Here is a 24,075-nt window from a genome sequence, read left to right on the forward strand (position 1 = left end):
TAGCCTGTTCAGGGCTCAGGCCAGGCGAGCCCGGAGATCATAAACCTGCGTCCCGGTTACGACGACGCTGGCAAAGCCACCGACCGGGGCGGGCCGATCCAGCAAGACCTTGGCGTCAACCTCGGGAGCATCGCCCATGGTGCGCGCCACGAGCGGTTGGTCCACCAGCACCCGCAGGTTTGACCCTACCCTCGCGGCCGCCGTTTCCGCCGCGATCCTCTGCTGCAGCGCCATCGCACGGCGGTAACGCGCTTTCTTGATCGGCGGAGGAACCTGGTCGGGCATCCGCGCCGCGCGCGACCCTTCCTCCTGCGAATACAGGAAAACGCCGAGCCGTTCGAAGCGAACCCGGCTGATGAATTCCAGCAGGGTCTCAAATTGCTGATCCGTCTCTCCGGGAAAACCGACGATAAATGTGGTTCGCAGGGTAAGCCCGGGAATTCCCTCGCGCAGCCTCGCGATCAGGTCTTCAATGTGCTCCCGGGACGTTTCCCGGCGCATCGACGCGAGCATCGCCCCGTCGATATGCTGCAGAGGCATGTCGATGTAGGGTATCACGCGGCGGCTCTGCGCGATCGTGCTGATCAACTCATCGCTCCAGTGGGCCGGATGCGTGTAGAGCAAGCGGACCCAGAAATCACCGGGAATCGTATCGAGCCGTTCGATAAGCCGGCTGAGGGTCGGACCCCGCCGCGAATCGACGGGCTGCCGGGGCCCGGCCTTTTCAGTCCAGCGATCCATCCCGAAATAGGTCGTGTCCTGGCTGATCAAGTTAAATTCCTTCACCCCCTCCGCCGTCAACCGCCGAACCTCCGCTTCAATGGAATCGATCGAGCGGCTCCGGTGACGGCCGCGCATCTGGGGAATGACGCAGAAACTGCAGGGATGATTGCAGCCCTCCGCAATCTTCACGAAAGCGTAGTGGGACGGCGTCAGACGAAACCGGGGCGTGTCATAATCGGGAAGGTATCGGGATTTCGGCGTAACGAAATTCAGGGGCGGTTGCGGGCGCGGTTTGTCGGTTCGGAGGACCCGCTCGATGATCTCGCCGGCCTGAGCGACCTGGTCCAGGCCCAGGAAGGCGTCGACCTCGGGCAATTCGGCGGCGAGTTCCCTGGAAAAACGCTGCGCCATGCAACCGCTGACGATCAGCTTCTGTCCTCCTCCTTTGGCCAACCCTCGCTCCTGGTGCGCCTCGAGGATCGCCTCAATCGATTCCTCCTTCGCTGAGTCGATGAAGGCGCAGGTGTTCACGATCACCACATCCGCGTCGGCCGCGTCTGAGGTGATTTCCATGCCGCGGGAGCGAATGCCGCCGAGCATGATCTCCGCATCCACGAGGTTTTTGGCACAACCAAGGCTGATCATGCCAACTTTTACGGGGGCGGCAACGGGACCGGCGCCAGGGCCGCCGGGCTTAGAAAGTGTATCCATCAATCGTCGTAATCAGTCGATTACGATATTCGCGGAACGCACATGCACAACCTGCCCGTCTTCAAGAATTTCCACCGCCCGCCGGTCTGACACTTTGAGCCAGAAGCGTTTTCCCTCCACGACGATGGGCTCAGCCTTCGGCGAAGCGTAGCCCGAGAAAACCGGCTGGGAGCCGCGATGGTCGCGGACCACCCTGATGTAGGTACGCCGGAGGGCCCGAACTTCCAGGCGTTTACCCTCCGCGGGCGCCGGACTGGCCTCCGGGCCCGGCGCAGTGGCGGCGGCGGGGCTCCCCGCGGCCACGACCTGCGACCGGCCAGAATCCGGGCTGTTTTCCGGGTTCGAACCCTGCCCAGCCAGCGCTGCAACCGGCGAAAAATCCGGCCCCGGAGACGTCGCGGTTACCGGTGAAGGGCTGGGGATGGTCGCCGCCGCCGCGACGGCATCCGCGGTCGTCGGCGGTGAAGTTCGCAGCGGCCTGGCGGGCGCCGTTGCGCTCGCGATTCCAGCCGGGGACGGGGCGTCCTTAACGAGGGATTGTAGAGTGTCAGCCGGCGAAGGCTGCACCGGCACCGGAACGACCGCTCCGGTGACCGCCTCAGCCGGCACCGTCAACTCGCCCGCATAACGCGGCTGCAGACGAGCCAGGCCGATCGCGAGGTACGCGAAAACCGGCAGGCCGACCAGCACCGTCAACGCCAGGAAGGCCACCAGCAGAGGCGGCACCCGGAAGGCACGCGGCTCGATCGGTCGCGAGGCAGGCGCGTCCTTAAGAGGCGTGGAGCGCAGGTATTGGTAGTCAACCAGCGAGATTGACTGGCTGACCCGCAAATTGTCCAACTCGCTTCGAATATCGACCCCGAGAAGGCCGGCGTATTTTGCCAGAAAGCTCCTGGCATAGACCAGGCTCGGAAATTCCGAGTAATCATCGGCCTCAAGGTCCAGAACACGTTCCGGCCGGATTTTCGTGATTTCCGCCACTTGGTCGACTTCCCACCCGCGTTGTAAGCGGGCGTTCTGCAACCTCGTTCCAACTGTCTCAACCATGGCAACAGACTGTAATAAAGACATAAAAGGGCCCGGCGCCTATCCTTGGGTGCGGGCGACCGTGATTGGGTACGGGGGTTATATATACCAGCTAAACTAGCGCGTCTAAATCTATTAGAATTTCTCGGGGTTTCGCGCCTTCTCCGGGACCCAAAATGCCGCGCCGTTCCAAGATGTCAACCACCCGGGCTGCGCGGGTGTAACCCAGGCGCAGCCGGCGTTGCAGCATCGAAGTGGAAGCCCGTTTTTCCTGACGGATAATGTCGAGGCACTTTTCGACGAGGGCCTCGTCTTCCTCGGTGACGTCGTCTTCCTCGGAGCTGCCGCCCGAGGCGAGCTGATTCTGGATGTCGGGATCGAACATCGGCAGGGCCTGGGCGCCCACAAAATCGACCAGCTCACGGATTTCCTCGTCGGTGACCAGTACGCCCTGGGATCGGACGAGGCGCGACGTGCCCGGCGGCCGGTAGAACATGTCTCCCTGCCCGAGGAGACGCTCGGCGCCGTTCTCATCGAGGATGACCCGGCTATCGAGGGCAGACGCAACCTGGAAGGCGATTCTGGTCGGGATATTGGCTTTGATCACGCCGGTGACCACGTCAGCCCGGGGCGTCTGGGTGGCGACGATCATGTGAATGCCGGCTGCCCGCGCCATCTGGGTGATCCGGGCAATGGCCGCCTCGACGTCAGCCGGAGCCGTCTGCATCAGATCGGCCAACTCATCGATGATAACCACCACGAAAGGCATCTTGTCGGGAACAATCAGGTCGTCATCGCGCGGCACGCGCACGGGAGCCGGCTCCGCCGTTCCTCGGAGCGCCCCATCGTCGCGGGCGACTTCATCCGGGTCCATGGAGACCGCCTTTTCGGCGTCAAGCTCCTTCTGGGATTTGGGTTTCGGCCGGGAATTGAACCCCGTGATGTTACGCACGTTGACCTTGGCGAAAATTTTATAGCGGTTCTCCATCTCATTGATGACCCACCGCAAGGCCAGCAGCACTTTCTTCGGGTCGGTCACGACGGGCATCACCAGGTGCGGCAGGGTGTTGTAGACCTGCATCTCGACGACCTTGGGGTCAATCATCACAAAACGCAGTTCATCCGGCCTGAAGCGATAAAGCATGCTGGCGATGATCGCGTTTACGCAGACGCTCTTGCCGCTGCCGGTAGTCCCGGCGACGAGGCAATGCGGCATCTGGGCGAGGTCGCCCAGGATGATCTTGCCGTACACGTCCTTTCCCAGCACGATCGGGATGCGGTAGCTGGTGTGCACCCATTCTTCGGACTCAAGGATCTCACGGAGGACCACCTTGATTTTTTTCGTATTGGCGATCTCGATGCCGACGGTGTCTTTACCGGGAATCGGGGCCAGGATGTTGATGCGCTCCGCCCGGGTGGCACGCGCCAGATCGCGCTCCAGGCTGGAGATCTTATCCACGCGCACGCCGCGGGCCGGGTACACCTCGTACCGAGTGATGGTCGGACCCCGGGTAATGTCACCCGGGCTGGCTTCAATGTTAAACTGCTTGAGGGTATCGATCAGGGTACTTTGGGTTTGTTTGAGTTCGGCCGGGTCGGCCGCCTTGCGAACCTCGACGTCGATCCGGGCCAGCAAGTCGACGGACGGCAGTTCGTAGTGTTCGATATTCTGGCTGGGCAACGGCAGGGAAGGCTCCTTGGGTTTGCCGTTTTTCGCGTCGGCCAAAGACAATCCAGCCTTCGCCGGCGTTACGGCCGACGTGTCAATGATCTTGGGTTCAGGGTAGGCGCCTTCGTCGGCCGGATCACCCACGGGCACGCCTTTGCGCTTGAGCTCTTTTTCCTGCCTGCGGATCTCGCGCCGGATACGCTTCTGATCCGCTTCCAGGCGGCCCCGCTCATCTGCGGCGGCCAGGCGCCGGCGCTCCCGGGCCTGCTTCAGGCGCAGGAGGCAGTCACGCGCTCCGTGAAGCAGTTGTTTGACCACGAGGACCGGCCGGATCCCGGTAAGCCAGATCAGGCTGACCAGGTAAACGATCGCGAGCGCAATGACGGAACCGATCTGGCCGAGCGCATACTGGAACAGCTTGCCGCCGAGGTTGGAACCCACCCAGCCCCCCGGCCCCAGATCGACAAACTCGTGTTTCCAGGTCAACGAATGCAGGAACCAAGGCTGCAGGTGCGCCATTGAGGCCCCGCTGGCCACGAAAACCAGCGCCCATAACAGGCGTTTGCTGATCTGAAACCCGGGGAAAAAAAGTTTCGCCCCTCCAAACCCGAGCAAAATCGACACTACCAGGTAGGAAGCCACCCCGACCGTCATGTACAAAAACCCGGCGATCACCGCCCCGGTCGGGCCGATCAAATTCTGGGCGGGATTGTTGGCGGGACTCTCGTTACTGAACCAAATCCAGGACGGAATATCCTTGGGCGTGTATGAGATCAGGGCAAGAAACAGGACGGTACCGAAGCCGAGGAAGATGAGCCCCAAAACCTCGTTCCACCCATTGTGTTTCCACGGCTGCGCCATTTGCGGTTCAGTGTTAAATTTTTGGGCTCGCCTTTCAATCCAGATTCGGTGGATTCACATTTTGATTTAAATGATGATTCAACCGCGCTCTTGTTCGTCCGTTCTTTAGGAGTTTTTATGGAATCGTGCCTAACGTTCGCGCCGGTTTACATGCCTCGAGTATGGGGCGGACGCGCTCTGAGAACGATTTTCAATCGCAAGTTGCCGGTCGAAAAGCCGATTGGGGAGTCATGGGAGCTGGTGGATCGTGCCGACGCGCAGAGCGTTGTGAACCACGGCGATCTGGCCGGCACCACGCTGCATGAATTATGGCAGGAGCGCCGCTCGGAGGTTTTCGGAGCCGGCCTGGCCGGAGAGCGCTTCCCCCTGCTGGTCAAGATCCTTGATGCGGCTACGGTGCTGTCGGTCCAGGTGCATCCCCCGGCCGCCGTAGCCCAAAAGCTCGCAGGTGAGCCTAAATGTGAAATCTGGTATTTCGTTCAGGCCAGCCCCGGAGCGGCCATCTACTCCGGCCTGAAAGGCGGAACCACCCGGGAAGGGTTTGAACGGGCCCTGGCCGACGGCTCGGTGGTGGACTGCCTGCACCGGCTGGCGACGCGAGCCGGCGAATTTATTTTCATCCCGAGTGGCCGGCTGCACGCCATTGACGCCGGAAACGTGATTTTCGAAATCCAACAGAACAGCGATACCACTTACCGCGTTTTCGATTGGAACCGGCTCGGCCTTGATGGGAAGCCGCGCCGGCTGCACGTGGACGAGTCGCTTGCGGCGATCGATTTTGACGACCACGAACCCGGGCTCGGCCAGGCGGAAGGCGAACAGCTGGTCCATTGCCGGCATTTCCGCGTGGAACGATGGCAGCTGCAAACGGAGCGGCGGGCACATGAGCCGGGTCATTTTGCCGTCTTTCAGGTCGCGCAGGGTGTCGTGCGTTGTGGCGGGCGACTTTTCAATGCGGGCGACCTTTTCCTGGTTCCGGCAGTTTCCGCCGCGACCGTTGCGCCGGTTCGGGGGCCGGTCGTGTTGCTTCGGACCGTCGCGGGCTGAGAGTTTGCACCCCGCGATAAATTGACTCGCGAGGGTTTATTGTTAGGCTGGCCTTGTGATACTTTTCACAAGGTCGGCTCTCCGCGCTTCCGCTGCGGCGAAGCTTCAGAATGCGGTTGAGCTGATTCGACCTCAGCTTGCTACCGTCGAAGAGCGCATCCGCGAGCAGGCCCGTGCTTTTGACCCGGCCATCGAAGACTACGTCGCCTATGCCTGCGGCACAAACGGAAAACGGCTGCGGCCGGTTCTGGTTCTTCTGGCCGGGGCGGCAACGGGGCCCCTCGAGTCCGGGCACGTGGACCTGGCGGTTATCCTTGAACTTATCCACCTGGCCACCCTGGTCCATGACGACATCATGGACGGGGCGGAGATCCGGCGCTCGAAACCGACCACCAATGCCAAATGGGGCAACACGCTGGCCGTTCTACTCGGGGACTGCCTTTTTGCCCATGCGTTAAAGCTTGCCGCCTCTTTCCCGGATAACGAAATCTGCCGCCGGATCGCGGAGGCGGCCAGCAACGTTTGCTCAGGGGAAATCATTCAGACGCGGCACCGGTTTGATCTTAAGCTGACCATTCCCGATTATTTTCGCATCATTGAAATGAAGACCGCTGCACTGTTTGCGGCGGCGGGGGAACTCGGCGCCTACGTCAGCGACGCGGATCCGGGCCTGGTCCTGGCCTTGAAAACGTATGGGCTCAAGCTGGGCACAGCCTACCAGGTGTACGATGACTGCCTTGACCTCGCCGGAAGTGAGGACAGCGTCGGCAAGACCCTCGGCCTTGACCTCCGGCGAGGCAAGCTGACCCTGCCCGTTCTTTACCTTCTGCAGGAGGCCAGCCGTGAGGAACACCGGCAGTTCAGCGAAATCTTGCTCCGCGCCACGCCGGAAAACGCCTTGGCGGACCTCGTGAAAGAGGTGGTGCGGCGGGGTTGTCTCCGGCGCGCCGTGGAAACGGCCAAAAAGATGGTGATCGAGGCGCAGACGGAAATTCAGCCCCTCGCGCGCAACCGTTATGCGGTGGCCCTGCAGGACGTGGCCGCGTTTTTGTCGAATACGGTTGATCAGCTAGCCGCCGTGGCCTAACATCGTTTGCGCGTGTTCTGAGTGCATGCGCCACGTCACGATCCAGGAATTGCCGTCGCAGGAGAGGCCGCGGGAGAAACTTTTGACCCGTGGAATCGACAGCCTCACGGATGCTGAAATCCTGGCGATCCTCTTGCGCACAGGCGTTTCCGGCAAGAACGCGGTGACCCTCGCGCAGGACCTGCTCGCGCATTACGGGTCCCTCGCCCAGCTGGCCCGCGCTCCCGCCCTTGAACTCGCCGGGCACCACGGCGTCGGCCAAGCAAAAGCGGTTCAGTTGAGCGCCGCATTCGGGCTGGGTTCACGTCTGGCCACAGAGAAGGCGTTCGGCGGAGCCCTGGACACGCCCGAACTCATCTATCAGCTCCTCTGGCAGGAGTTTCGTCTGCTCGACCGGGAATCGCTGCGGGTGGTCCTGCTCGACACCCGTTACCGGCTGATCGCCGTGCGCGAGGTCTCCCGCGGAACGGTCAACGAGAGCCTCGCCCACCCGCGCGAGATTTTTAAGCCCGCGATTACGCATTCCGCTTACGCCTTTGTCCTGGCCCATAACCACCCGTCCGGCGACCCCTCGCCCAGCGATGCCGATTTACGGCTCACCCGCAAAGTTCGCGAAGCCGCGGGTCTCCTGCAGATCCAGATGCTCGATCACCTGATCTGCGGGGTGGCCGGCAACGGTAAGCCGGGCTATTTCAGCTTTAAAGAGGCCGGCCTGCTCGGGTGAGGGATCTCCGCCAGGGGCTCGTGCTTTTCGAGGCGAAAGGGGGTCGCAGGGCCGATCCCGCGCGGGCCTTTGATTGACCGTCAGCGCTGAGGGGCCGACGGCCCGTTTTCCGGCTTGCTGCCCTTCCGGGGCAAAGACCGGCTCAACCTTCCTGAGAATGGTATAATACCATCCAGACAGTTATCCCGGTAGAAGGTCGGCTCAGGGGGTCCCGGCGCCTGCGCCTCGACAACACCCGCCGGGGCTGAGCCGGCGTCGCGCGAGCGGCATGGCCCGTAGCGGCTGGGCAGACCGGCCCCAAACGTGACCTGCCAGGGGTGCCATAACTACTCTAAAGAATTGAACGGTTAGAAATTCGACGGCAAAGCAGGCTGGAAGGCGGCAGCCCGTCGTATAGGCTACGACCCTGACGGAAGGGTAGGGCGTGTTCCGAATCCGCACCCCTGAAGTTCTGAGGAAGCAAAGGTTGCATATACGGCCACCGCGGGTGCGGGGGCCGTTTTGCAACGTCGGAAGCAGGCGCCCGGCTCAGCTCGCACCGCCCCCAGGTAATTTATTTTATAGATGTGCTATCCCGGCGCGGTGCGACGTGGCGCCGCCACCCTGCCCCATCGCCGCCGGAACGCGCCCGGAAACCCGGCCAGGGTCACCGTCTCGGCCGGGATTCGTCTTGCTTGCCAAACGCGACGTCATCGTCTTTCATGGAAAGCGCCATGAGGTTGACCATCGTTCTAGCGCTGCTGATGGGTGTTTCGGGCGTCCGGGCGGATCAAACAAGTGATCAGGACGTTGAACGCGCCCGGGCAGCCGCGGGGCTTGATTGCGGCTGGCAATTCGTCAGCGTGCAGTACGAGTTGGGTGAAGCCCGCATCACCTTTCAGCGGGCCGATAAACGCCTCACGCTGTATTTCACGCCGGGAACGTTCAGGTTTTGAAGGACGAACGCCGATCCCGACTGCCGGCGCCGGACCGCAAAAAGGATGGTTGAGCCTCTGGCATCAATGGCCGCCTCCAGCGCTTTGCGCGTGCGCGCCTGTAGCCGGCGTAAAAACGTCTTGAGCTTCGAAAAGGCGCCCTCGATCGGGTTGTAAATCCGGGCTCTAGCGCGGCAAGAACGCCAACTGGCAGCCGCCGGCTTCGATGCGCTGGCGCACCGCTGCGGCTTTACACCAGTTTTCACGTTTTTTTCAGCCGTCTTTGCCCCTCCGAGGACCGTTCCATCACACATTTTCCATGTCGCTTGTCCTATCTGTGTTGGAATCTAACCAAATACGTTACCCCCTGTTTTCGCACCGATGAGGGCTTTGGGCCGTTTGGATCCCCTCGGCCGCTTCGCGCAACACCGTCGCCAAGACTTGCGGCGGCGCCGGCTTTACCAGGTGCGCACGAAAGCCGGCGGCCTGACTTCTGGCTTTGGCCTGGTGGCTGCCCCAGCCGCTTATGGCGATGGCCCACGCCGGCGCGCGGTTTGCCTCCCGCAGACGCAGCAGCAGCTCCCAGCCGTCGCCGTCGGGCAACTGCAGGTCGCTTAAGAGCAGGTCAAACGGCTCCTCGACCGCGGCAAGGGCCAGGGCCTCCTGCAGGCCCTGGGCGAAACGCGCCTGGTGGCCGAGCACCCCCAAAAACAGGGCGAGGCTTTGACGGGTGTCGGCGTGGTCCTCGACGACCAGGATGCGCAGGGGCCGCTTGGGCGTTGGGCATCGCGCGTCGTCACTGGGAGAACTCTTCATCCCGTAGTGGCTACTCGCGGCTCGCGGCCCAGGCGGTTTCCCTGCCCGCGCCGTTTTCAGGCGGGCGCAGGCAACTCCACCGTGAAGGTGGCCCCTTGACCCTCCCCGGCGCTGGCGGCCAAAAGCCGGCCGCCGTGGGCCTGAACGATGGCTTGCGCGATCGCCAGTCCCAACCCCAGGCCACCGAGGGCCAGCGGCACATTGGAGGCTCCCCGTTCGAACGCGTCAAAGATTCTTGGCAGCAGCTCCGGGCTGATCCCGGCGCCGGTATCGGCCACCTCGACGGCCACGCCCCCGCCTGCCAAGTCGCGGCTGCGCACGGTGACCGCGCCGCCTTCCGGCGTGAATTTGGCCGCGTTCTGCAGGAGATTCCAAAACACCTGTCGCAGGCGTGCCGGGTCGCCCGTGAGCCGGGGCCGGCTCGCCTCCAGATTCACCGTGACTTGCAAGCCCTTGGCGGCCAGGTCGCCCCGGCAGATCTCCAGGCCTTCGCGCACGCAGGCGTGCAGGTCCAGGGGCACGGGCCTCAACTCGAGTTTGCCGTGCACCACCCGGGAGACGTCCAGCAGATCGTCGATGAGCTGGGCTTCCACCTCCACGTTGCGGCCGATCAGCGCAAGGGCGTCCCGGGCGGCGGCTGAGAACTGGGCGTCCTGCTCCAAGGCGAACAGGGTCAGCTGAATGGGGGTCAAGGGTGTGCGCAATTCGTGAGAGAGCGCCGCCAAAAACCGGTCCTTGGCCCGGTTCGCTTCCTCGGCCTCCTTGCGAGCGGCCTGCTCGGCGGCCAGCAGTCGCGCCCGCTCATCTTCGGCGGCTTTGCGCTCGGTCAGGTCGCGGCAGATCTTGGCAAAGCCCAGCAAGGTCCCGGTTTCCTCATCTCGTAGCGATACGATGAGCTCGTCGCCCCAGAAGCGCTCGCCGCCTTTGCGTACCCGCCAGTCTTCCTCGTGCGAACGGCCGTGGGCGGCCGCTTCTTGCAACTGGCGCTGCGGCCGGCCGGCGGCCACCTGCTCGGGCGGGTAAAACATCGAGACGTGCCGGCCCAGCACCTCCGATTCCGCGTAGCCCTTGAGCCGCGCGGCTCCCTCGTTCCAGTGAGTGACGCGGCCTCCGGGGTTCAGCAGGATAATGGCGTAGTCCTGGACCGAATGGACCAAGAGCCGGAAGCGTTCCTCAGCTTGCCGGCGGGCCAGTTGGGCTTGGTGCATCGCGGTCAGGTCGCGCAGGATCTTGAGAAAACCGGGCGCCCGGCCGCCATTGGGCAGCGGCGCCATGGTGCCGCTGCCCCAGAAACGGCTGCCGTCCTTGCGCAGGTACCAACGTTCGTCTTCGGCGTGCCCCGCGCGCCGGGCCGTCTCGCGTTCGTTTTGCGGCGTGCCCCCGGCGCGGTCTTCCGGGGTGAAAATCACGTCGCCGCTGTGGCCGACGATCTCGGCGCTGGCGTAGCCCAGGATAGCTTCCGCACCGGAATTCCAGGAGGTAACGAGTCCCTGGATGTCCACGGTGAAAATGGCGTGGTCGCGCGCGCCCTCCACGATGAGCCGCAGGCGCGCTTCGCTGGCGCGAAGCGCCTCTTCGGCCGCTTTGCGCTCGGTGATGTCCACGAACGTGAGCACCACCCCGGCGACGTGGTCCTCGGCGTTGCGGTAAGGCAAGAGTCGCGCCAAGTACCAGCGGCTCCCGGCACTGGCCACCTCGCGCTCCAGGGGCGCAAGCTGTTCCAATGCCTGTGCGGCATCGGCATCCAGCGACGCGTAGTCCAGCCGGTGACGCTGGTCGGCCAACGGCCGGCCCACGTCGGTCTGGATGAGGCTAAACAGCTTGACCGCCGCCGGCGTGTAGCGCTGAATCCGTAACTGGTGGTCCAAAAAGATGGTGGCGATGTCGGTCGCAGCCATCAGGTTCTGCAGGTCGTTGTTGGCACGGGCTACCTCCTCAACCCGCGCTTTGAGTTCCTGGTTGACGGTGCCCAGCTCCTCGTTGATGGCCTGCAGTTCTTCGTTGGAGGACTTCAACTCCTCCAGGGAGGCCTCGTATTCCTCCACCGTCGCGCGTTGCTGGGCCTTGAGCTGCTCGAGCTCCGCCTCGAGGTGACGGCTGACGGGCTCGGCCGGCGGCGCCGGAGCGGCCTCGAGCTGTTCAAGCTCCGTGACCATCTGCTCTTCAAAGATCACCAGCAGCAAGCCAGGCACGAGCCTCTCGGCAGGTTGCACCCGCAGGGTGACGCGCCGGAGCGCGCCGTCCAGCTCCACCGGGACGCCGCCAACTTCCGCCGGCTTGCCGGTTTGAACCGCGCGGAACAAGGCCGTGCGCAGCTCCAGGCGCAGCATCGGGTGCACGACGCGCAGCAGCTCCAAGCTGGGTTGGCCGCGGCTAAACTGCAGGTAGCGATCGGCCCGCGCAGACAGGTGGACGATGCGGTGTTCCGAATCGATGAGGAGCGAGGCGGGCGCAAAGCGTTCCACGGCCCGAAAATGCAACGCCTCCCACATAAAGGGGGACGGTTCGTCCAAGCCCCCAGGCTCGGGCGACGCGGGCGTAAGGGCCGTCGGGACCGGGCGCCTGCCCTTGACGAGCGAGGGGTGAAGGCGCGGTTCAAGCGCCCCAGGCCGGGTAGGCGCACCCGGCAACGGCGGCGGCAACACCGGCCGCTCCACGGCTTGGCGCGCGTAGAGCCGGTGCTTTTTGTCGCGCGCCGCGAATAACGCGCTAGCCTCGTCGACCGATTCGGCTGAGCCCAGGAACAGCACCCCCTTCGGCCGCAGCGCAAAGTGAAACAGGCTGAGCGCGCGCCCCTGGGCCTCGCGGTTCAGGTAAATGAGCAAGTTGCGGCACGACACCAGGTCCAGGTGCGAAAAGGGTGAGTCGCGCAGCACGTCGTGCACAGCAAAGAGCACCGTCTCGCGCAACGCGCGGTTGACCCGGTAACCGTCGGGGCTGGGGGTGAAAAAACGCCGCAGCCGCTCCTCGGACACGTCCGCGGCGATCGTGTCGGGGTAGAGGCCCGCGCGCGCCGCCCGCAGCGACGCCTCGTCCAAATCGGTGGCAAAGACCTGGATCGAGGGAGGTGACGTCTGCGCGGCGGCGTGCTCGGCCAGGAGCATGGCAATTGAATAGGCCTCCTCGCCCGTGGCGCAGCCCGCCACCCAGACGCGCACGTGATCGCCGCCCTTCTTCTCGTGGAAAAAGCGCGGCACCTCGGCGTCCAAGGCCTGAAAGGCCGCGGGGTCGCGGAAGAAGTTGGTCACGCTGATCAAGAGGTCTTGCAGCAGCGCACCCGCCTCGCCCGGATGGGTGCGCAGGAACTGAACGTAACTCGGCAAATCGGCCAGCCCGTTGACCTGCAGCCGGCGCGCCAGCCGGCGCAAGACCGTGGCGCGCTTGTAAGCGTTGAAGTCGTGGCCGGTGCGCACCCGAAGGAAAGCCAGCACCTCGCGCAAGGCTGCCTCGGCGTCGGAGCCCTCTGCAGGCGACGCTTCGGAGGGCAGCCGCAGCCGCTCCGCCTGGCGGTAGAAGCCCAGCAGCCGCTCGGGCATCTCGGCCGCCGGCAGCACCCAATCGACCATGCCGGTGGCGATCGCCGCGCGCGGCATACCGTCGTGCTCAGCCTCACCCGGCTCTTGCGCGATGGTCAGCCCGCCGCGCTCCTTGACCCGCTTGAGGCCGATCGCCCCGTCGCCGTTGGCCCCCGACAAGACAATGGCGCTAGCCCGCAGCCCCTGGGCATCGGCCAGGGCACGGAAAAACAGGTCGACGGTCCCCCGTTTGGCCCGTTCGGGCCACGGCTCCGAAAGCCGCAACCGCCCGTGCGCCAACGACAGCTCCTTGGCCGACGGGATGACGTACACGCAGTTGGGTTCCACCCGGACTGCCTCGCGCACCTGCCGGACCGGCATGGGCGTCGCGCGCTGCAGGATCTCGGCCAGCGCGCTTTCGTGCTCCGGCGCCAAATGCACGACGACCACAAAAGCTAAGCCGCTATCGGCTGGCGTCGCTTGAAAAAAGGTCTGCAAGGCCCCTAAGCTGCCGGCCGAACCGCCCAACCCCACCACCGGCACGCCGTCCTCTTGGGGGCCCGGGATGACCTCGTCCAGCCGTTCGTCGAGCGCCTCGCCGGACCCTGGCGCGGCTTCGGCCGATGCCGCTGGATGCGGGGTGGGCATGGCCTCCGGCGCGTCGCCGGCTTGCGGGCGAGCCACGCTCGACTCCGAAGAGGAACCAGAGAAGTCCTCAGGCATATGCGACAGGACGTTTGCCGGGCGCCTCGCGCCCGTCGCCTGAATGTAAAATTTCTAGGGAGTGATTGCAACTGTGGTCAGCCCGTCGCGTGCTGCACTTCACTTAATACCGATTGCGGATCAACCGGATAGTTTACCCGTGCTTGGCCCGTGAGGTGCTGTGTGAAGAAAATCTGGCAAATTCCCAGCCGGTCATTGGATAAGGTGATCATCCAAGTTGCACCCGCTCTTGAAGCGGATCTCATAAAACAGGAGGCTGCTCACGGTTGAACCTCGGTCCGGCAAGGGTTGGGCTCGGGTTGCTCCGCGAACCGGCTAGGAAAGGGCGGCGAGGGCCAACGCGAACCGATTCACCCCTCACCCGCCAGTTCCCGGGCGTACGCGACGAACCGCTCGACGGTTTCGTCTTCCGGGCCTTTCCGCCACGCCAGCCCGTACCGGATTTTCATCCGCGTTCCCAGCAGCGGCAAAAAAATCACCCCCGGGGCCGGCAACCGGCTGATGTGCTCGGGAAAAATGGACAACCCAAAACCGGCCGCCACGTATTGGACGCCCGTCCGGACGCGGTCAACCTCCTGAACGATTCGGGGCGCAAAACCGCCGGCTTGAAAGAAACGGGCAAGCCACGCTCGGAAACTGGGCGAGTTCTGGCGTGAAGTCAGAATGAAGCCCTCATCGCGCAGTGCGCTGAGTTTCACGGCGGCGCGGCACGCCAAGGGGTGATCGCTCGGTATGCCGAGAAGCGGCCGTTCCTCCGCAATGCACTCGACGTGCAGGCCGGGCGGCGGCCGTGCTTCGACGGCTCCGATGAAGCCGACGTCGAGTTTGCGTGCCAGCAGAGCTTCGATCTGCACCGCCGGCACCATCTCCGATAAGGTCACTTCCGTTGCCGGGTAGGCCTGCCGGAAACGCCGGAGGATCCGCGGCATCCATTCGTGGCTTTGCGCCCCGCTGAATCCGACCGCCAACGTGCCGTAGCCCGCCTGGCCAACCCGGCGGGCGTGGCGCACGGCGTCATCCGCCGCCCGCAGAATGCCAAGCGCGCTTTCCTGAAACGCCCGGCCGGCCGGCGTCAGCCTTACCCGCCGGCTATTCCGGTCGAAGAGCGCGACGCCGATCTGCTGCTCCAGATCGTGCACCTGAGCGCTCACGGCCGATTGCGCCACGTGCAGCGTCTGAGCCGCCCGCGTGAAGCTGAGTTCATCCGCAACGGCGACAAAATATCGCAAATGACGCAGCTCCACGTGGTCCTCCGGGACGGGTTGATCTCTTTTAAAGATAACAGCTAGCGAAACAAGCTATTTTTCTGATCGTGCCACCGCCCCGATATTTACGGCCTATGGAGATGGGGGTTGAGTTGATGAATCGGGTGAACCGTTCAGGTTGCGGTACGTTCCCCAAACCGGCCGGCCGGGCGGCATACGGGCAGCCGGCATCGTCCGGTGCGGCCAAGCCGCGCCGAAAGACGGCATGGTTGGGGCTGTGGATCATTCTGGTCGGACCTTTTCTGGGCACGATCGACTTTTTCATCGCGAACCTCGCCGTTCCCGTGATTCGACGCGAACTTCACGCGACGTTCAGCCAGGTCGAATTGATCATCGCCGGCTACGGATTGAGCTACGCCGTCTGCCTGATCACCGGTGGCCGGTTGGGGGACATTTTCGGGCGGCGCCGGACGTTCCTGCTCGGCATGGCGGGTTTCACCCTTGCCTCGGCGCTGTGCGGGTTCGCCCCGAATGCCTATGTGCTGGTTGCCTGGCGAATGCTCCAGGGGTGTAGCGCCGCGATGATGTTTCCGCAGGCGCTTTCGTACATCCACGTCACTTTTTCAGGGGCCCAAAAGCGGCTGGCTTTTTCACTTTACGGCGCCATGCTCGGATTTGGCTCCATCACCGGCCAGATCCTTGGCGGGCTGCTCATCCAGGCTAACCTGTGGGGACTGAGTTGGCGGCCGATTTTCCTGATCAATCTGCCTCTGGGATTGATTACGATCGTCGCGGCCAAGGCGTTGTTGACCGAATCCAAGGCGGATGATGCGCCCACCCTGGATCCGATCGGCATGTTGATCGTTACGCTGGGGCTCGGCCTGTTTTCCCTCCCCTTCCTGGAAGGGCGGGAAGCTGGCTGGCCATGGTGGGCGTGGGCCTGCCTGCTGGCTTCGATACCGGTCCTGGCGCTTTTCTACCGATTCGAAAAGTACGAAGTCGGCCGCGGGCGGACGCCCTTGCTCCAACCGCGCCTCTTCCGCGACCGGGGTTTCGTGGTGGGGATGGCGGTAACGTGCATCTACTTTTCCGGCCATACCTCGATGGTGCTGGTGCTGAGCCTTTATCTGCAGTTGAGCCTGGGACTGGCCCCGATGTATGCCGGGTTGGCCCTGGTGCCCTTTTCCTTCGGTTTTCTGGTGGGATCCGCCGTGTCGGGGAAAATCAATGGTTTGCTCGGGCGGAACGCGTTGCACCTGGGCGCGCTGGTCCTGGCCGCGTCGCTCGTTGCCTTGCTGCTGGAAGTGCGGGCAGCGCCCGGGCATGAGACGTTTGTTTTCGCCTTTACCTGCTTCTGTTACGGCATCGGCCGGGGCTTCGTGACCGCGCCCCTTTACAACACGGTTTTGAGCGGCGTGCCGGCGGCAGACGCCGGGGCGGCATCCGGCTTGGTTTCAACCATGCAGCAAGTGGCGAATTCGATCGGCATCGCCCTGATTGGCGCAGTGGTGTTCAGCGTCATGCCCAGGCACCCTGCCCCGGCTGATTACGCCCATGGGTTCCTGGTTTCCACCCTCATCAACCTGGGGATGCTGGCGATCGCCTCACTCCTGATTTTTCGTATCCCGAAGGGGCGCGGAAAAGACCCCGGGCAGCAAACTGAATCGGTTATGGAAGCCTGAGGCGGCGGCCGTTCAGGGCTTTTGCGGACGCGGCAAGGTTGGCAAGGGGGGCGGCTCCCGGTTTTAGAACCTGGGGGCAGGCATGCGAGAACCTTGGGCGTTCGCGCGTGAAACCGCGGGTTTCCCGCATATTTTCCTTCGCAAGGAAACGCACCCATGATTCACCCGTCCGCCTTCGTCCACCCCGACGCGCAGATCGATCCGACCGCGGTCATCGAACCTTACGCAGTGATTGACGGTCCGGCCGTGATCGGCGCACGCACCCGGGTCCAGAGTCACGCGGTGATAACCGGCCCGGTGACGGCCGGCACCGACAACGTGATCGGGTACGGGGCCGTGGTCGGCGGCTTCCCGCAGGACCTCAGCTTCGACCCGGGCAGCACGTCATTCGTTCAGATTGGTGACCATAACGTTATCCGGGAGCACTGCACCATTCATCGCGGCACCAAGCCGGACTCGGCGACCGTGCTGGGCTCGCATAACTTCCTGATGGCAGGCGCTCACGCCGGCCACAACGTCGAGATCGGCAACCAGGTGATTCTCGCCAACAACGTTCTGTTGGGAGGGTACGTGACCGTGGGTGACCGCGCGTTTCTGGGGGGCGGCTCTGTGGTCCATCAGTTCACCAGGATCGGCCCGATCGCACTCCTGCAAGGGATGACGGGCGTCAGCAGGGACATTCCCCCGTTTGCGATCGCGGCGGGACGGAACAGCGTGGTGGCGCTCAACGTGGTCGGCCTGAAACGGGCCGGGTTCAACCTGGCGTTACGCAACGAAGCGAAGCGCGCTTTTGACTTGCTTTACCGGGCCGGGCTGAACACGGCGCAGGCGCGGGCCGCAGCCGCTGAGCAAGCGTGGGCACTGGAGGTTGCGCCCTTCTGGGCATTCGTGGGCACCTCCAAACGCGGCATTTGCGGGCTCGCAGCCTGGAGCCGGGTCAAGGGCGGCCTGGTCGAGGGCAGTGAGGATTGAATGGTGCGCGGCGGCCCGGGATTGGCAGGCGCGCCGCCCCGTTCTCCGGCCCTCCCCTTCAAGCGCGGCAATGCAGTTGGACGAGTGGCGCCCCGAAAATTTCGGGTTGCTGAACCCTGATTCCTCACCTAGTAAGGGCGCCCATGATTAGAAGAGCACCACTATACGGAATATTTGGTGCGGCCTTGACGGTCGTAACATCAACCATCCCGAACGCAGCCAGTGCGGCGACTTCCGGCGACGTCCGTCACGTCCGGTTGACCGCCTACACCCATTCGGAGGGGGGTCGGGGAGGACGCCTCAATGCGCATGGTGCTCGACTCCACGTCGGGAGCGCGGCTGCTGACTGGTCGCGTTTTCCTTACGGCACCCGTTTCCGGCTACGAGGGCGAGGCGAGGTTTTTATGGTTGATGATTACGGGTCCGCCCTCGTCGGCACGAACACGATCGACCTGTACATGCCATCCCACCGGTCGATGAATCACTGGGGCGTCCGCCACGCCGACATCGAACTGCTGGAAATGGGCGATTTCGAGAAGAGCCGCCAGATCCTGAAGGGCCGCGCGCGCCACTCGGGTTACGTCCGCCGGATGCTGCACGCGCTGGAGAGGCGGTAAGGGCGCCGTCATCCCTCGATTGCCGCCCGCCACCGGCAATCCGGACGACAAGATTCTCACGCCGCGCCGGAGGCGGCGCGGCGTGGCCTGGGGTGAGCGCAACCTTGCGATCCCTGCTCTTTGCGATTGTCCCTGCGCTGCATTTCACGCTACATGTGGAAGCTCTTTCAGCTTTCCCATGAGGTTACTGCTGCTTGCGTTCGCTTTAACTTTTGCCGTTAGCGCGCCACTCTTCGGGCAGGCGGCCCAAAAGAATCAAGGCCCGGTCGAGATCACTTCGGACGGCGGAACGCGCTTCGAGGGCGGGGTCGCGATCGCGGATAACAACGTGCAGGTTATCTACGGCGACGCGGCCATCTACTGTGACCACGCCGAGTACAACCCCGACACCCACGAAGTGATGGCGCGCGGGCACGTACGGATCTACCGCGAAGGCAGTGCCTTCACCTGCGATCGGGCGTTTTACAATTTGCAAACCAAAGAGTTCAAAGCGGCTGATTTCGGGGGGCAGAGGCTCCCATTTCAAGTCCTCGGCGAGAACGTGGTCAATACGGCTGACAATCGGACCACCATTTGGCATGCATCTCTGACGACCAGCGACTCGTCGATCCCGGACTATGAAATCCGGGCGCGCCGGGTACGCATCTATTCTAATGACCGCGTCATTTTCTCCAACGTCACCCTGTACGTGCACGACATCCCGGTCTTCTGGTTCCCGTACCTGTACCAGTCGCTGAACGAGCAGTTTTCTTACAACCTTTCTCCGGGCTACACCAGCACCTGGGGCGCCTACCTGCTCACGATCGTCACCTTTCCGATCACGGACGACATCGACGCGACGGCTCACATCGACCTGCGCAGCAACCGCGGGCCGGCGCTCGGCTTCGACGTGAATTACTCGTTCGGTGACCAGGACCAGATCACCGGCAGGCTGCGCACCTACGCGCTTTACGACACGAACCCCAACGTCAACGAAACCTCGCTGGACCGGGCGCCGATTTCTCCGGGCCGGTATCGGATCAGTTACCAGTCGCGCGCGTACATCACCACCGATCTGGTTGCCCAGGTCAACATCAACAAGCTCAGCGACCCCTACATTCTGCAGGACTATTTCGCCGCCGAGTTCCAGGTCGACCCGGAGCCGGATAACTTCGCCGAATTGCAAAAACGTGGGGAGGCTTACACGCTGACGGCCTTGACCCGGTTTCAGGCCAACCGGTTTTTCGAGACCACGGAACGGCTGCCGGAACTCCTTGGGGAGGTGGCTCGGGTACCGCTCTTTAACGGGCCCGTTTTCTACGAAGGCCAAACCGGTCTGGCCAACCTGTACCGGAGCTTTAACGGCGGCAGCCCGAACCCGAGTTACGGCTCGTACCGGATCGATACGTTCCACCAACTTACCGCGCCCGAGACCTTATTCGGCTTTTTGTCGGTCGTACCGCGGGCCGGCCTCCGGGCCACCTACTACAACCCGACCGGCACCTTCATCCCGAGTCCCGACAGCGGCACCGTGTTCACGCCGCCGCCCACCGGCGCCCCTCCCGGCACGATCGAGCGCAGAAGTCCCGGAATCCGGTTTCTCTACAACCTCGGGGTGGAGGCTTCCTTCAAGCTGTCGCGCGCCTTCGAGGACGTGCAGTCGCGCTGGCTCGGCCTGGACGGGCTCCGGCACGTGATCCAGCCCTACACCGATTTTTCGTACGTCAACACTCCCACCCTTAAACCTCAGAGCCCGATCAACCCGATCGCGCAACCCGGGGACATCCTGCCATTCGACCGCTACATCCCGGGCACCCAGGAGCCGCCGATCGAATTCCCGCAATTCAATTCCATCGACTCGATCGATCACTGGACCATCTGGCGGATCGGGGTGCGCAACCGGTTGCAGACCCGGCGTGACAACTCGACCCTGAACTGGATCGACATCGACTCGTTTATCGACGTGAATTTCAAGAACCCGTATGAACTGGGCTCCTATTCCGACCTCGTCACACGAGTACGCTTTAACCCGGTGCCGTGGCTCAGCCTCACCCTCAACAGCCAACTGCCGGTTCTCTACCGCAACGGATTCACCGAGGTCGATACTTACTTGACCTGGACGGTCAACCCGAGCGTGTTTGTCTCGCTCGGGGACGCCTACCTGACCCACAATCCGAGCCTGCCGGACAGCCACCAGATCAGCGTGCAGACGTACCTTCGGCTGAATGAGAACTGGGGCTTGAGCGTCTACGAGCAATACGAGACGTTTTCGGGCCAATGGCAGCTGCAACGTTACCAGATTCACCGGGACCTGAGCAGCTGGGTCGGAACGCTCAGCCTGCAGGTGCAGGACAACGGGGGCGGCAAACGCAGCGTAACCCTGTCGCTTGCCCTCACGCTGAAGGCGCTGCCGCAATTTGGCCTGCCGGTCAACCTTCTGCCGAGCAGCGCCCTTCAATAGGTAAAGCGAATAGGTAGGTAAAGCGAATCGCGTCTGGACAAAAGCTGGTTTAGCCGTATTAAAACTGTTCTCTTATTTCTTCTATGGATATAGCAATTATAGGGTCCGGGTACGTCGGGCTGGTTACCGGAGCCTGTTTCGCCGATGTCGGCCACAACGTTATCTGCGTCGACAACGACGAGCGGAAGGTCAAAACGCTGCTGGCCGGTCACATTCCGATTTTCGAACCGGGCCTCGAAGAACTCGTGCATCGGAACGTTTCGGCGCACCGGCTGCATTTTACGAGCAGCATCGAAGATGGCGTCGACCGGTCGCAGGTGGTCTTCATAGCCGTACCCACGCCGCCCCAGGCGGACGGCAGCGTTGACATGACGTACATCGAACAGGTGGCGCGCGAGATCGCCGCGGTGATGAAAGATTACCGGGTCATCGTTGATAAGAGCACCGTTCCGGTCAAGACGGGCGAAAAGGTGGCCAACACGATCCGGCGCTACAACAAGGCAGGGGTCGATTTCGACGTGGTCAGCAACCCTGAATTTCTCCGTGAAGGTTGTGCGGTTCATGACCTGATGTGCCCCGATCGCATCGTGATCGGTTCCAGCAACGACCGGGCGCTGGCGTTGATGAAGAAGGTATACGAGCCGTTTATGGCGCCGATCATGGTCACCGACATCAACAGTGCGGAGCTTATCAAACACGCTGCAAACTCGTTCCTGGCCCTCAAGATTTCTTACATCAACGCGATCTCGGCGATCTGCGAAGCCAGCGGCGCCGACGTGGAGAAAGTGGCCGACGGCATCGGGGCCGACAAACGGATCGGACGCGCCTTCCTGAATGCGGGTCTCGGCTACGGCGGCTCGTGTTTTCCGAAGGACCTGGCCGCATTTATCGCCATCAGCGACGAACTGGGCGTTCCGTTCAATCTGCTCAAAGAGGTTCAAAGAATCAACCGGACGCAGCGCGAGCGTTTCGTGAAGAGGGTTCGGGAGACCCTGTGGGTGTTGAAAGGCAAGCGGATCGCGGTTTGGGGGCTCACGTTCAAACCGGATACGGACGACGTGCGCAGTTCCGTGGCGATTGATGTCGTCAACGACTTGCTGCGGGAAGGCGCCGACGTGGTTGCCTATGATCCCAAGGGCATGGACAAAGTTCGTGAATGGAACCTGTGCAAGGGTGCCATGCTGGCCGATTCGGCCCTGGACGCCGTGCGCGACGCCGAAGCGCTGGTGATCGCCACGGAATGGAACGAGTTTGAGGCGATCAACCTCGAGCACGTCCGCAAGATCATGCATACCCCGATCGTGTTCGATGGCCGTAATCAGTTCGATCCGGCGACGATGAAAGACCTCGGATTCCGGTATTACGCGATTGGACGCGGCGACGTCGCGTAGGCGAGACGTCGCGCACGTCAGTCAGGTCCTTGTTGTCGTCACCGTTGCGCTTCATCCGGCTGCACCCCGGCCGTCGTGGCGCACGTTGAATTCCGTCGCGCGTGAAGGCACCGGACGAGCTTGCTTGCGGGCACGCGAAGTTGCGCGGCCCGCGCATGAGAATCCGGTGACAACGGACGAGTCTTGTGGAATTTTAAGCCATCCGTCCTGCCCCCGATGTTTCCCCCTAGGGCATTGTTTTTCGGCAGGGTGGAGAGAGGCTTATGCTAGGAAAGAACCCGCGCTTATGTTGTCTAAAAGCGCTGCAGCGCTGGGAAGCGGGGCGCGAATTTGCCGACGACGTGCTGCACGACACCCTGCAGCATTCCGGGTTGAACGGGGTGAACCGCTCGTTCGTCACGGAGACGTTCTACGGGGTGATCCGGAACCGTTCGTACCTTGACTTTATCATCCAGCACTTTCGCAGCAGCGGTCTGGATCTCCCGACGCGTCAGGTTTTGCGGCTGGGGGTGTATCAGCTTTACAAGATGCGAATCCCGGACCACGCGGCGGTCTACGAGACGGTGAACATCGCCGGACCGGCGCGGACCCTGGTCAACGCCATCCTGCGCCGTTCGATCGTCCAGAAAAACGAAGTGCTGGGTGAACTCGAGCAGGCGCCGGTCTACATCCGGTACTCGCACCCGGAATTTCTCTTTCGTCGCTGGGAGAATCAGCATGGACCGGTGAACGCCGAACGTTTGTGCGTCTGGAACAACCAGCCGGCCCGCATTTTCGTGCGGGCAAATCGTCTGCGCGTTACGCCGGGTGAATTGCTGGAAAGCCTGCCCGAGGCCAAGCCGCTTCCCGAACACCCCGACTGCCTCCAGGTGCCGCACCTCCCGATGTCATGGATCAATTCGGGGGTGGCGTACGTACAGGACCCGAGCACGCTGATGGCGTGCGACCTCCTCGCCGCTCAGCCGGCCGAAACTGTGCTGGATGCATGCGCCGCGCCTGGCGGAAAAACCGGCTACCTGGCCCAGCTCATGGAAAACCGGGGCCGGCTGGTGGCGACCGATTATGAAAAGGTCCGGCTGCACCGGCTGGAGCACAACCTGGACCGGCTCGGCGTCGCAAATGCGACCGTGCTGCAGCTGGACTGGCTGCACGCGACCCCGCCTTTTCCGCCGCAGACGTTCGACGCGATTCTGATCGACGCCCCTTGCACCAACACCGGCGTCATACGGCGCCGGACCGACGTGCGCTGGCGTCTGACGCCGCAGGATTTTGGCCGGATGCAGCGCTTGCAAATCCGCATCCTGGAATCGGTGCTGCCCTACCTGAAGGTGGGCGGACGCGTTGTCTACAGCACCTGCAGCATCGAAGCGGACGAAAATGACGAAGTTGTGCACCAGGTACTGGCGCATTCTCCCGAAGTCGAACTGGTCACCACCCGCCAGGTCGTGCCGACTCGCGACGAACTGGACGGTGCATACGCCGCCCTGCTGCGCCGGACCCAATAGCCTCTGCGTGCATCCCTCGCGAATCCCTCGGTGACCGGCACGGCCGGGTAAGGGATGCAGGCTCAGTGCTGGCCCACCACCTGATTGCGCTCGTTGACGATGATAATCTGAGGCTGGTGGGTCCTCGCCTCTTCCGTCGTGAAAAGACCGAAGCTCATGATCGTGAGCCGGTCACCCGGCTTTCCCAGGTAAGCGGTCGCGCCGTTTAACTCGATGAGGCCTTGTTCACGAACGCCGTAGATGACGTAAGTCTCGAAGCGCTCCCCGTTACCCATGTTGCCGACCAAAATTCGCTCGTACTCCTCCAGGCCTACCCGCTCGGCCAAGTCAGCCGAAATCGTCAGGCTGCCCTCGTAATTCACGTTGGCAGCGGTGACGCAAGCGCGGTGGATCTTTGATTTCAGGAGCGTAAATTGCACAGCGTTGATTGTAGCGCGGATCGACGCA

17 protein-coding genes are annotated in these 24,075 nt (G+C 63.0%); 10 read left to right on the forward strand and 7 right to left on the reverse strand.

The features are described from left to right. Positions 1–15: 15 nt before the first annotated feature. From rimO to JO015_03625, 3 genes are all read right to left on the reverse strand, one after another. Complete coding sequence (rimO, locus tag JO015_03615) at positions 16–1,368, reverse strand: 30S ribosomal protein S12 methylthiotransferase RimO (GenBank protein ID MBV9998181.1); 1,353 nt, start codon at positions 1,366–1,368, stop codon at positions 16–18. Positions 1,369–1,446: 78 nt separating this feature from the next. Beyond that, the gene (locus tag JO015_03620) at positions 1,447–2,481 is read right to left on the reverse strand and encodes a helix-turn-helix domain-containing protein (GenBank protein MBV9998182.1); all 1,035 of its coding nucleotides are present in this window, start codon (positions 2,479–2,481) and stop codon (positions 1,447–1,449) included. A 91-nt stretch (positions 2,482–2,572) separates the two neighbouring features. Beyond that, entirely contained in the window at positions 2,573–4,990 is a 2,418-nt protein-coding gene (locus JO015_03625; GenBank protein MBV9998183.1) for a DNA translocase FtsK, read from the reverse strand. Positions 4,991–5,107: 117 nt separating this feature from the next. On the opposite strand from JO015_03625, the gene JO015_03630 reads away from it, so the two are divergent. The 4 genes from JO015_03630 (at position 5,108) to JO015_03645 (ending at position 8,783) form a co-directional block, all read left to right on the forward strand. Next, the gene (locus JO015_03630; protein ID MBV9998184.1) at positions 5,108–6,037 is read left to right on the forward strand and encodes a class I mannose-6-phosphate isomerase; all 930 of its coding nucleotides are present in this window, start codon (positions 5,108–5,110) and stop codon (positions 6,035–6,037) included. A gap of 58 nt (positions 6,038–6,095) precedes the next feature. Continuing rightward, positions 6,096–7,124, forward strand: a complete 1,029-nt coding sequence (locus JO015_03635; GenBank protein MBV9998185.1) for a polyprenyl synthetase family protein — start codon at positions 6,096–6,098, stop codon at positions 7,122–7,124. Between the two features lie 25 nt (positions 7,125–7,149). Next, on the forward strand, positions 7,150–7,848 hold the full coding sequence (gene radC / locus JO015_03640) for a DNA repair protein RadC (protein ID MBV9998186.1): 699 nt from the start codon (positions 7,150–7,152) through the stop codon (positions 7,846–7,848). 713 nt (positions 7,849–8,561) lie between these two features. Next, on the forward strand, positions 8,562–8,783 hold the full coding sequence (locus tag JO015_03645; GenBank protein ID MBV9998187.1) for a hypothetical protein: 222 nt from the start codon (positions 8,562–8,564) through the stop codon (positions 8,781–8,783). A 339-nt stretch (positions 8,784–9,122) separates the two neighbouring features. Here JO015_03645 and JO015_03650 read toward each other — a convergent pair whose 3' ends face one another. The 3 genes from JO015_03650 to JO015_03660 form a co-directional block, all read right to left on the reverse strand. Further along, on the reverse strand, positions 9,123–9,578 hold the full coding sequence (locus tag JO015_03650) for a response regulator (GenBank protein MBV9998188.1): 456 nt from the start codon (positions 9,576–9,578) through the stop codon (positions 9,123–9,125). 56 nt (positions 9,579–9,634) lie between these two features. Beyond that, positions 9,635–13,816 carry a PAS domain S-box protein gene (locus JO015_03655; GenBank protein MBV9998189.1) on the reverse strand — a complete coding sequence of 1,394 codons (4,182 nt, stop codon included), beginning with the start codon at positions 13,814–13,816 and terminating at the stop codon, positions 9,635–9,637. Positions 13,817–14,166: 350 nt separating this feature from the next. Then, entirely contained in the window at positions 14,167–15,060 is an 894-nt protein-coding gene (locus JO015_03660; protein MBV9998190.1) for a LysR family transcriptional regulator, read from the reverse strand. A 95-nt stretch (positions 15,061–15,155) separates the two neighbouring features. On the opposite strand from JO015_03660, the gene JO015_03665 reads away from it, so the two are divergent. The 6 genes from JO015_03665 to rsmB all read left to right on the forward strand — a co-directional run bounded on the left by JO015_03665 (position 15,156) and on the right by rsmB (position 23,628). Beyond that, positions 15,156–16,703, forward strand: a complete 1,548-nt coding sequence (locus JO015_03665; GenBank protein ID MBV9998191.1) for an MFS transporter — start codon at positions 15,156–15,158, stop codon at positions 16,701–16,703. 156 nt (positions 16,704–16,859) lie between these two features. Beyond that, positions 16,860–17,675 carry an acyl-ACP--UDP-N-acetylglucosamine O-acyltransferase gene (lpxA, locus tag JO015_03670; protein ID MBV9998192.1) on the forward strand — a complete coding sequence of 272 codons (816 nt, stop codon included), beginning with the start codon at positions 16,860–16,862 and terminating at the stop codon, positions 17,673–17,675. Between the two features lie 185 nt (positions 17,676–17,860). Further along, positions 17,861–18,292, forward strand: a complete 432-nt coding sequence (locus JO015_03675) for a 3D domain-containing protein (GenBank protein MBV9998193.1) — start codon at positions 17,861–17,863, stop codon at positions 18,290–18,292. A gap of 178 nt (positions 18,293–18,470) precedes the next feature. Further along, complete coding sequence (locus tag JO015_03680; protein ID MBV9998194.1) at positions 18,471–20,732, forward strand: LPS-assembly protein LptD; 2,262 nt, start codon at positions 18,471–18,473, stop codon at positions 20,730–20,732. Between the two features lie 83 nt (positions 20,733–20,815). Next, positions 20,816–22,123, forward strand: a complete 1,308-nt coding sequence (locus JO015_03685) for a UDP-glucose/GDP-mannose dehydrogenase family protein (GenBank protein MBV9998195.1) — start codon at positions 20,816–20,818, stop codon at positions 22,121–22,123. A 263-nt stretch (positions 22,124–22,386) separates the two neighbouring features. Beyond that, positions 22,387–23,628, forward strand: a complete 1,242-nt coding sequence (gene rsmB / locus JO015_03690; protein ID MBV9998196.1) for a 16S rRNA (cytosine(967)-C(5))-methyltransferase RsmB — start codon at positions 22,387–22,389, stop codon at positions 23,626–23,628. Between the two features lie 62 nt (positions 23,629–23,690). On the opposite strand, the gene JO015_03695 is transcribed toward rsmB, so the two are convergent. Beyond that, a complete protein-coding gene (locus tag JO015_03695; GenBank protein ID MBV9998197.1) occupies positions 23,691–24,047 on the reverse strand; it encodes an aspartate 1-decarboxylase in 357 nt (118 codons plus the stop codon). Positions 24,048–24,075: the final 28 nt, after the last annotated feature.

Source organism: Verrucomicrobiota bacterium, assembly GCA_019247695.1.
Lineage (GTDB): Bacteria > Verrucomicrobiota > Verrucomicrobiia > Chthoniobacterales > JAFAMB01 > JAFBAP01.

What these genes read in the sequence shown, in the direction of transcription:
- JO015_03655 (MBV9998189.1), bottom strand. Translation starts at nt 13,816, where the DNA reads ATGCCTGAGGACTTCTCTGGTTCCTCTTCGGAGTCGAGCGTGGCTCGC.
- JO015_03685 (MBV9998195.1), top strand. Translation starts at nt 20,816, where the DNA reads ATGGATATAGCAATTATAGGGTCCGGGTACGTCGGGCTGGTTACCGGA.
- JO015_03625 (MBV9998183.1), bottom strand. Translation starts at nt 4,990, where the DNA reads ATGGCGCAGCCGTGGAAACACAATGGGTGGAACGAGGTTTTGGGGCTC.
- radC (MBV9998186.1), top strand. Translation starts at nt 7,150, where the DNA reads ATGCGCCACGTCACGATCCAGGAATTGCCGTCGCAGGAGAGGCCGCGG.
- JO015_03630 (MBV9998184.1), top strand. Translation starts at nt 5,108, where the DNA reads ATGGAATCGTGCCTAACGTTCGCGCCGGTTTACATGCCTCGAGTATGG.
- JO015_03680 (MBV9998194.1), top strand. Translation starts at nt 18,471, where the DNA reads ATGAGGTTACTGCTGCTTGCGTTCGCTTTAACTTTTGCCGTTAGCGCG.
- JO015_03645 (MBV9998187.1), top strand. Translation starts at nt 8,562, where the DNA reads ATGAGGTTGACCATCGTTCTAGCGCTGCTGATGGGTGTTTCGGGCGTC.
- rsmB (MBV9998196.1), top strand. Translation starts at nt 22,387, where the DNA reads ATGCTAGGAAAGAACCCGCGCTTATGTTGTCTAAAAGCGCTGCAGCGC.
- JO015_03665 (MBV9998191.1), top strand. Translation starts at nt 15,156, where the DNA reads ATGGAGATGGGGGTTGAGTTGATGAATCGGGTGAACCGTTCAGGTTGC.
- JO015_03650 (MBV9998188.1), bottom strand. Translation starts at nt 9,578, where the DNA reads ATGAAGAGTTCTCCCAGTGACGACGCGCGATGCCCAACGCCCAAGCGG.
- lpxA (MBV9998192.1), top strand. Translation starts at nt 16,860, where the DNA reads ATGATTCACCCGTCCGCCTTCGTCCACCCCGACGCGCAGATCGATCCG.
- JO015_03620 (MBV9998182.1), bottom strand. Translation starts at nt 2,481, where the DNA reads ATGGTTGAGACAGTTGGAACGAGGTTGCAGAACGCCCGCTTACAACGC.
- rimO (MBV9998181.1), bottom strand. Translation starts at nt 1,368, where the DNA reads ATGATCAGCCTTGGTTGTGCCAAAAACCTCGTGGATGCGGAGATCATG.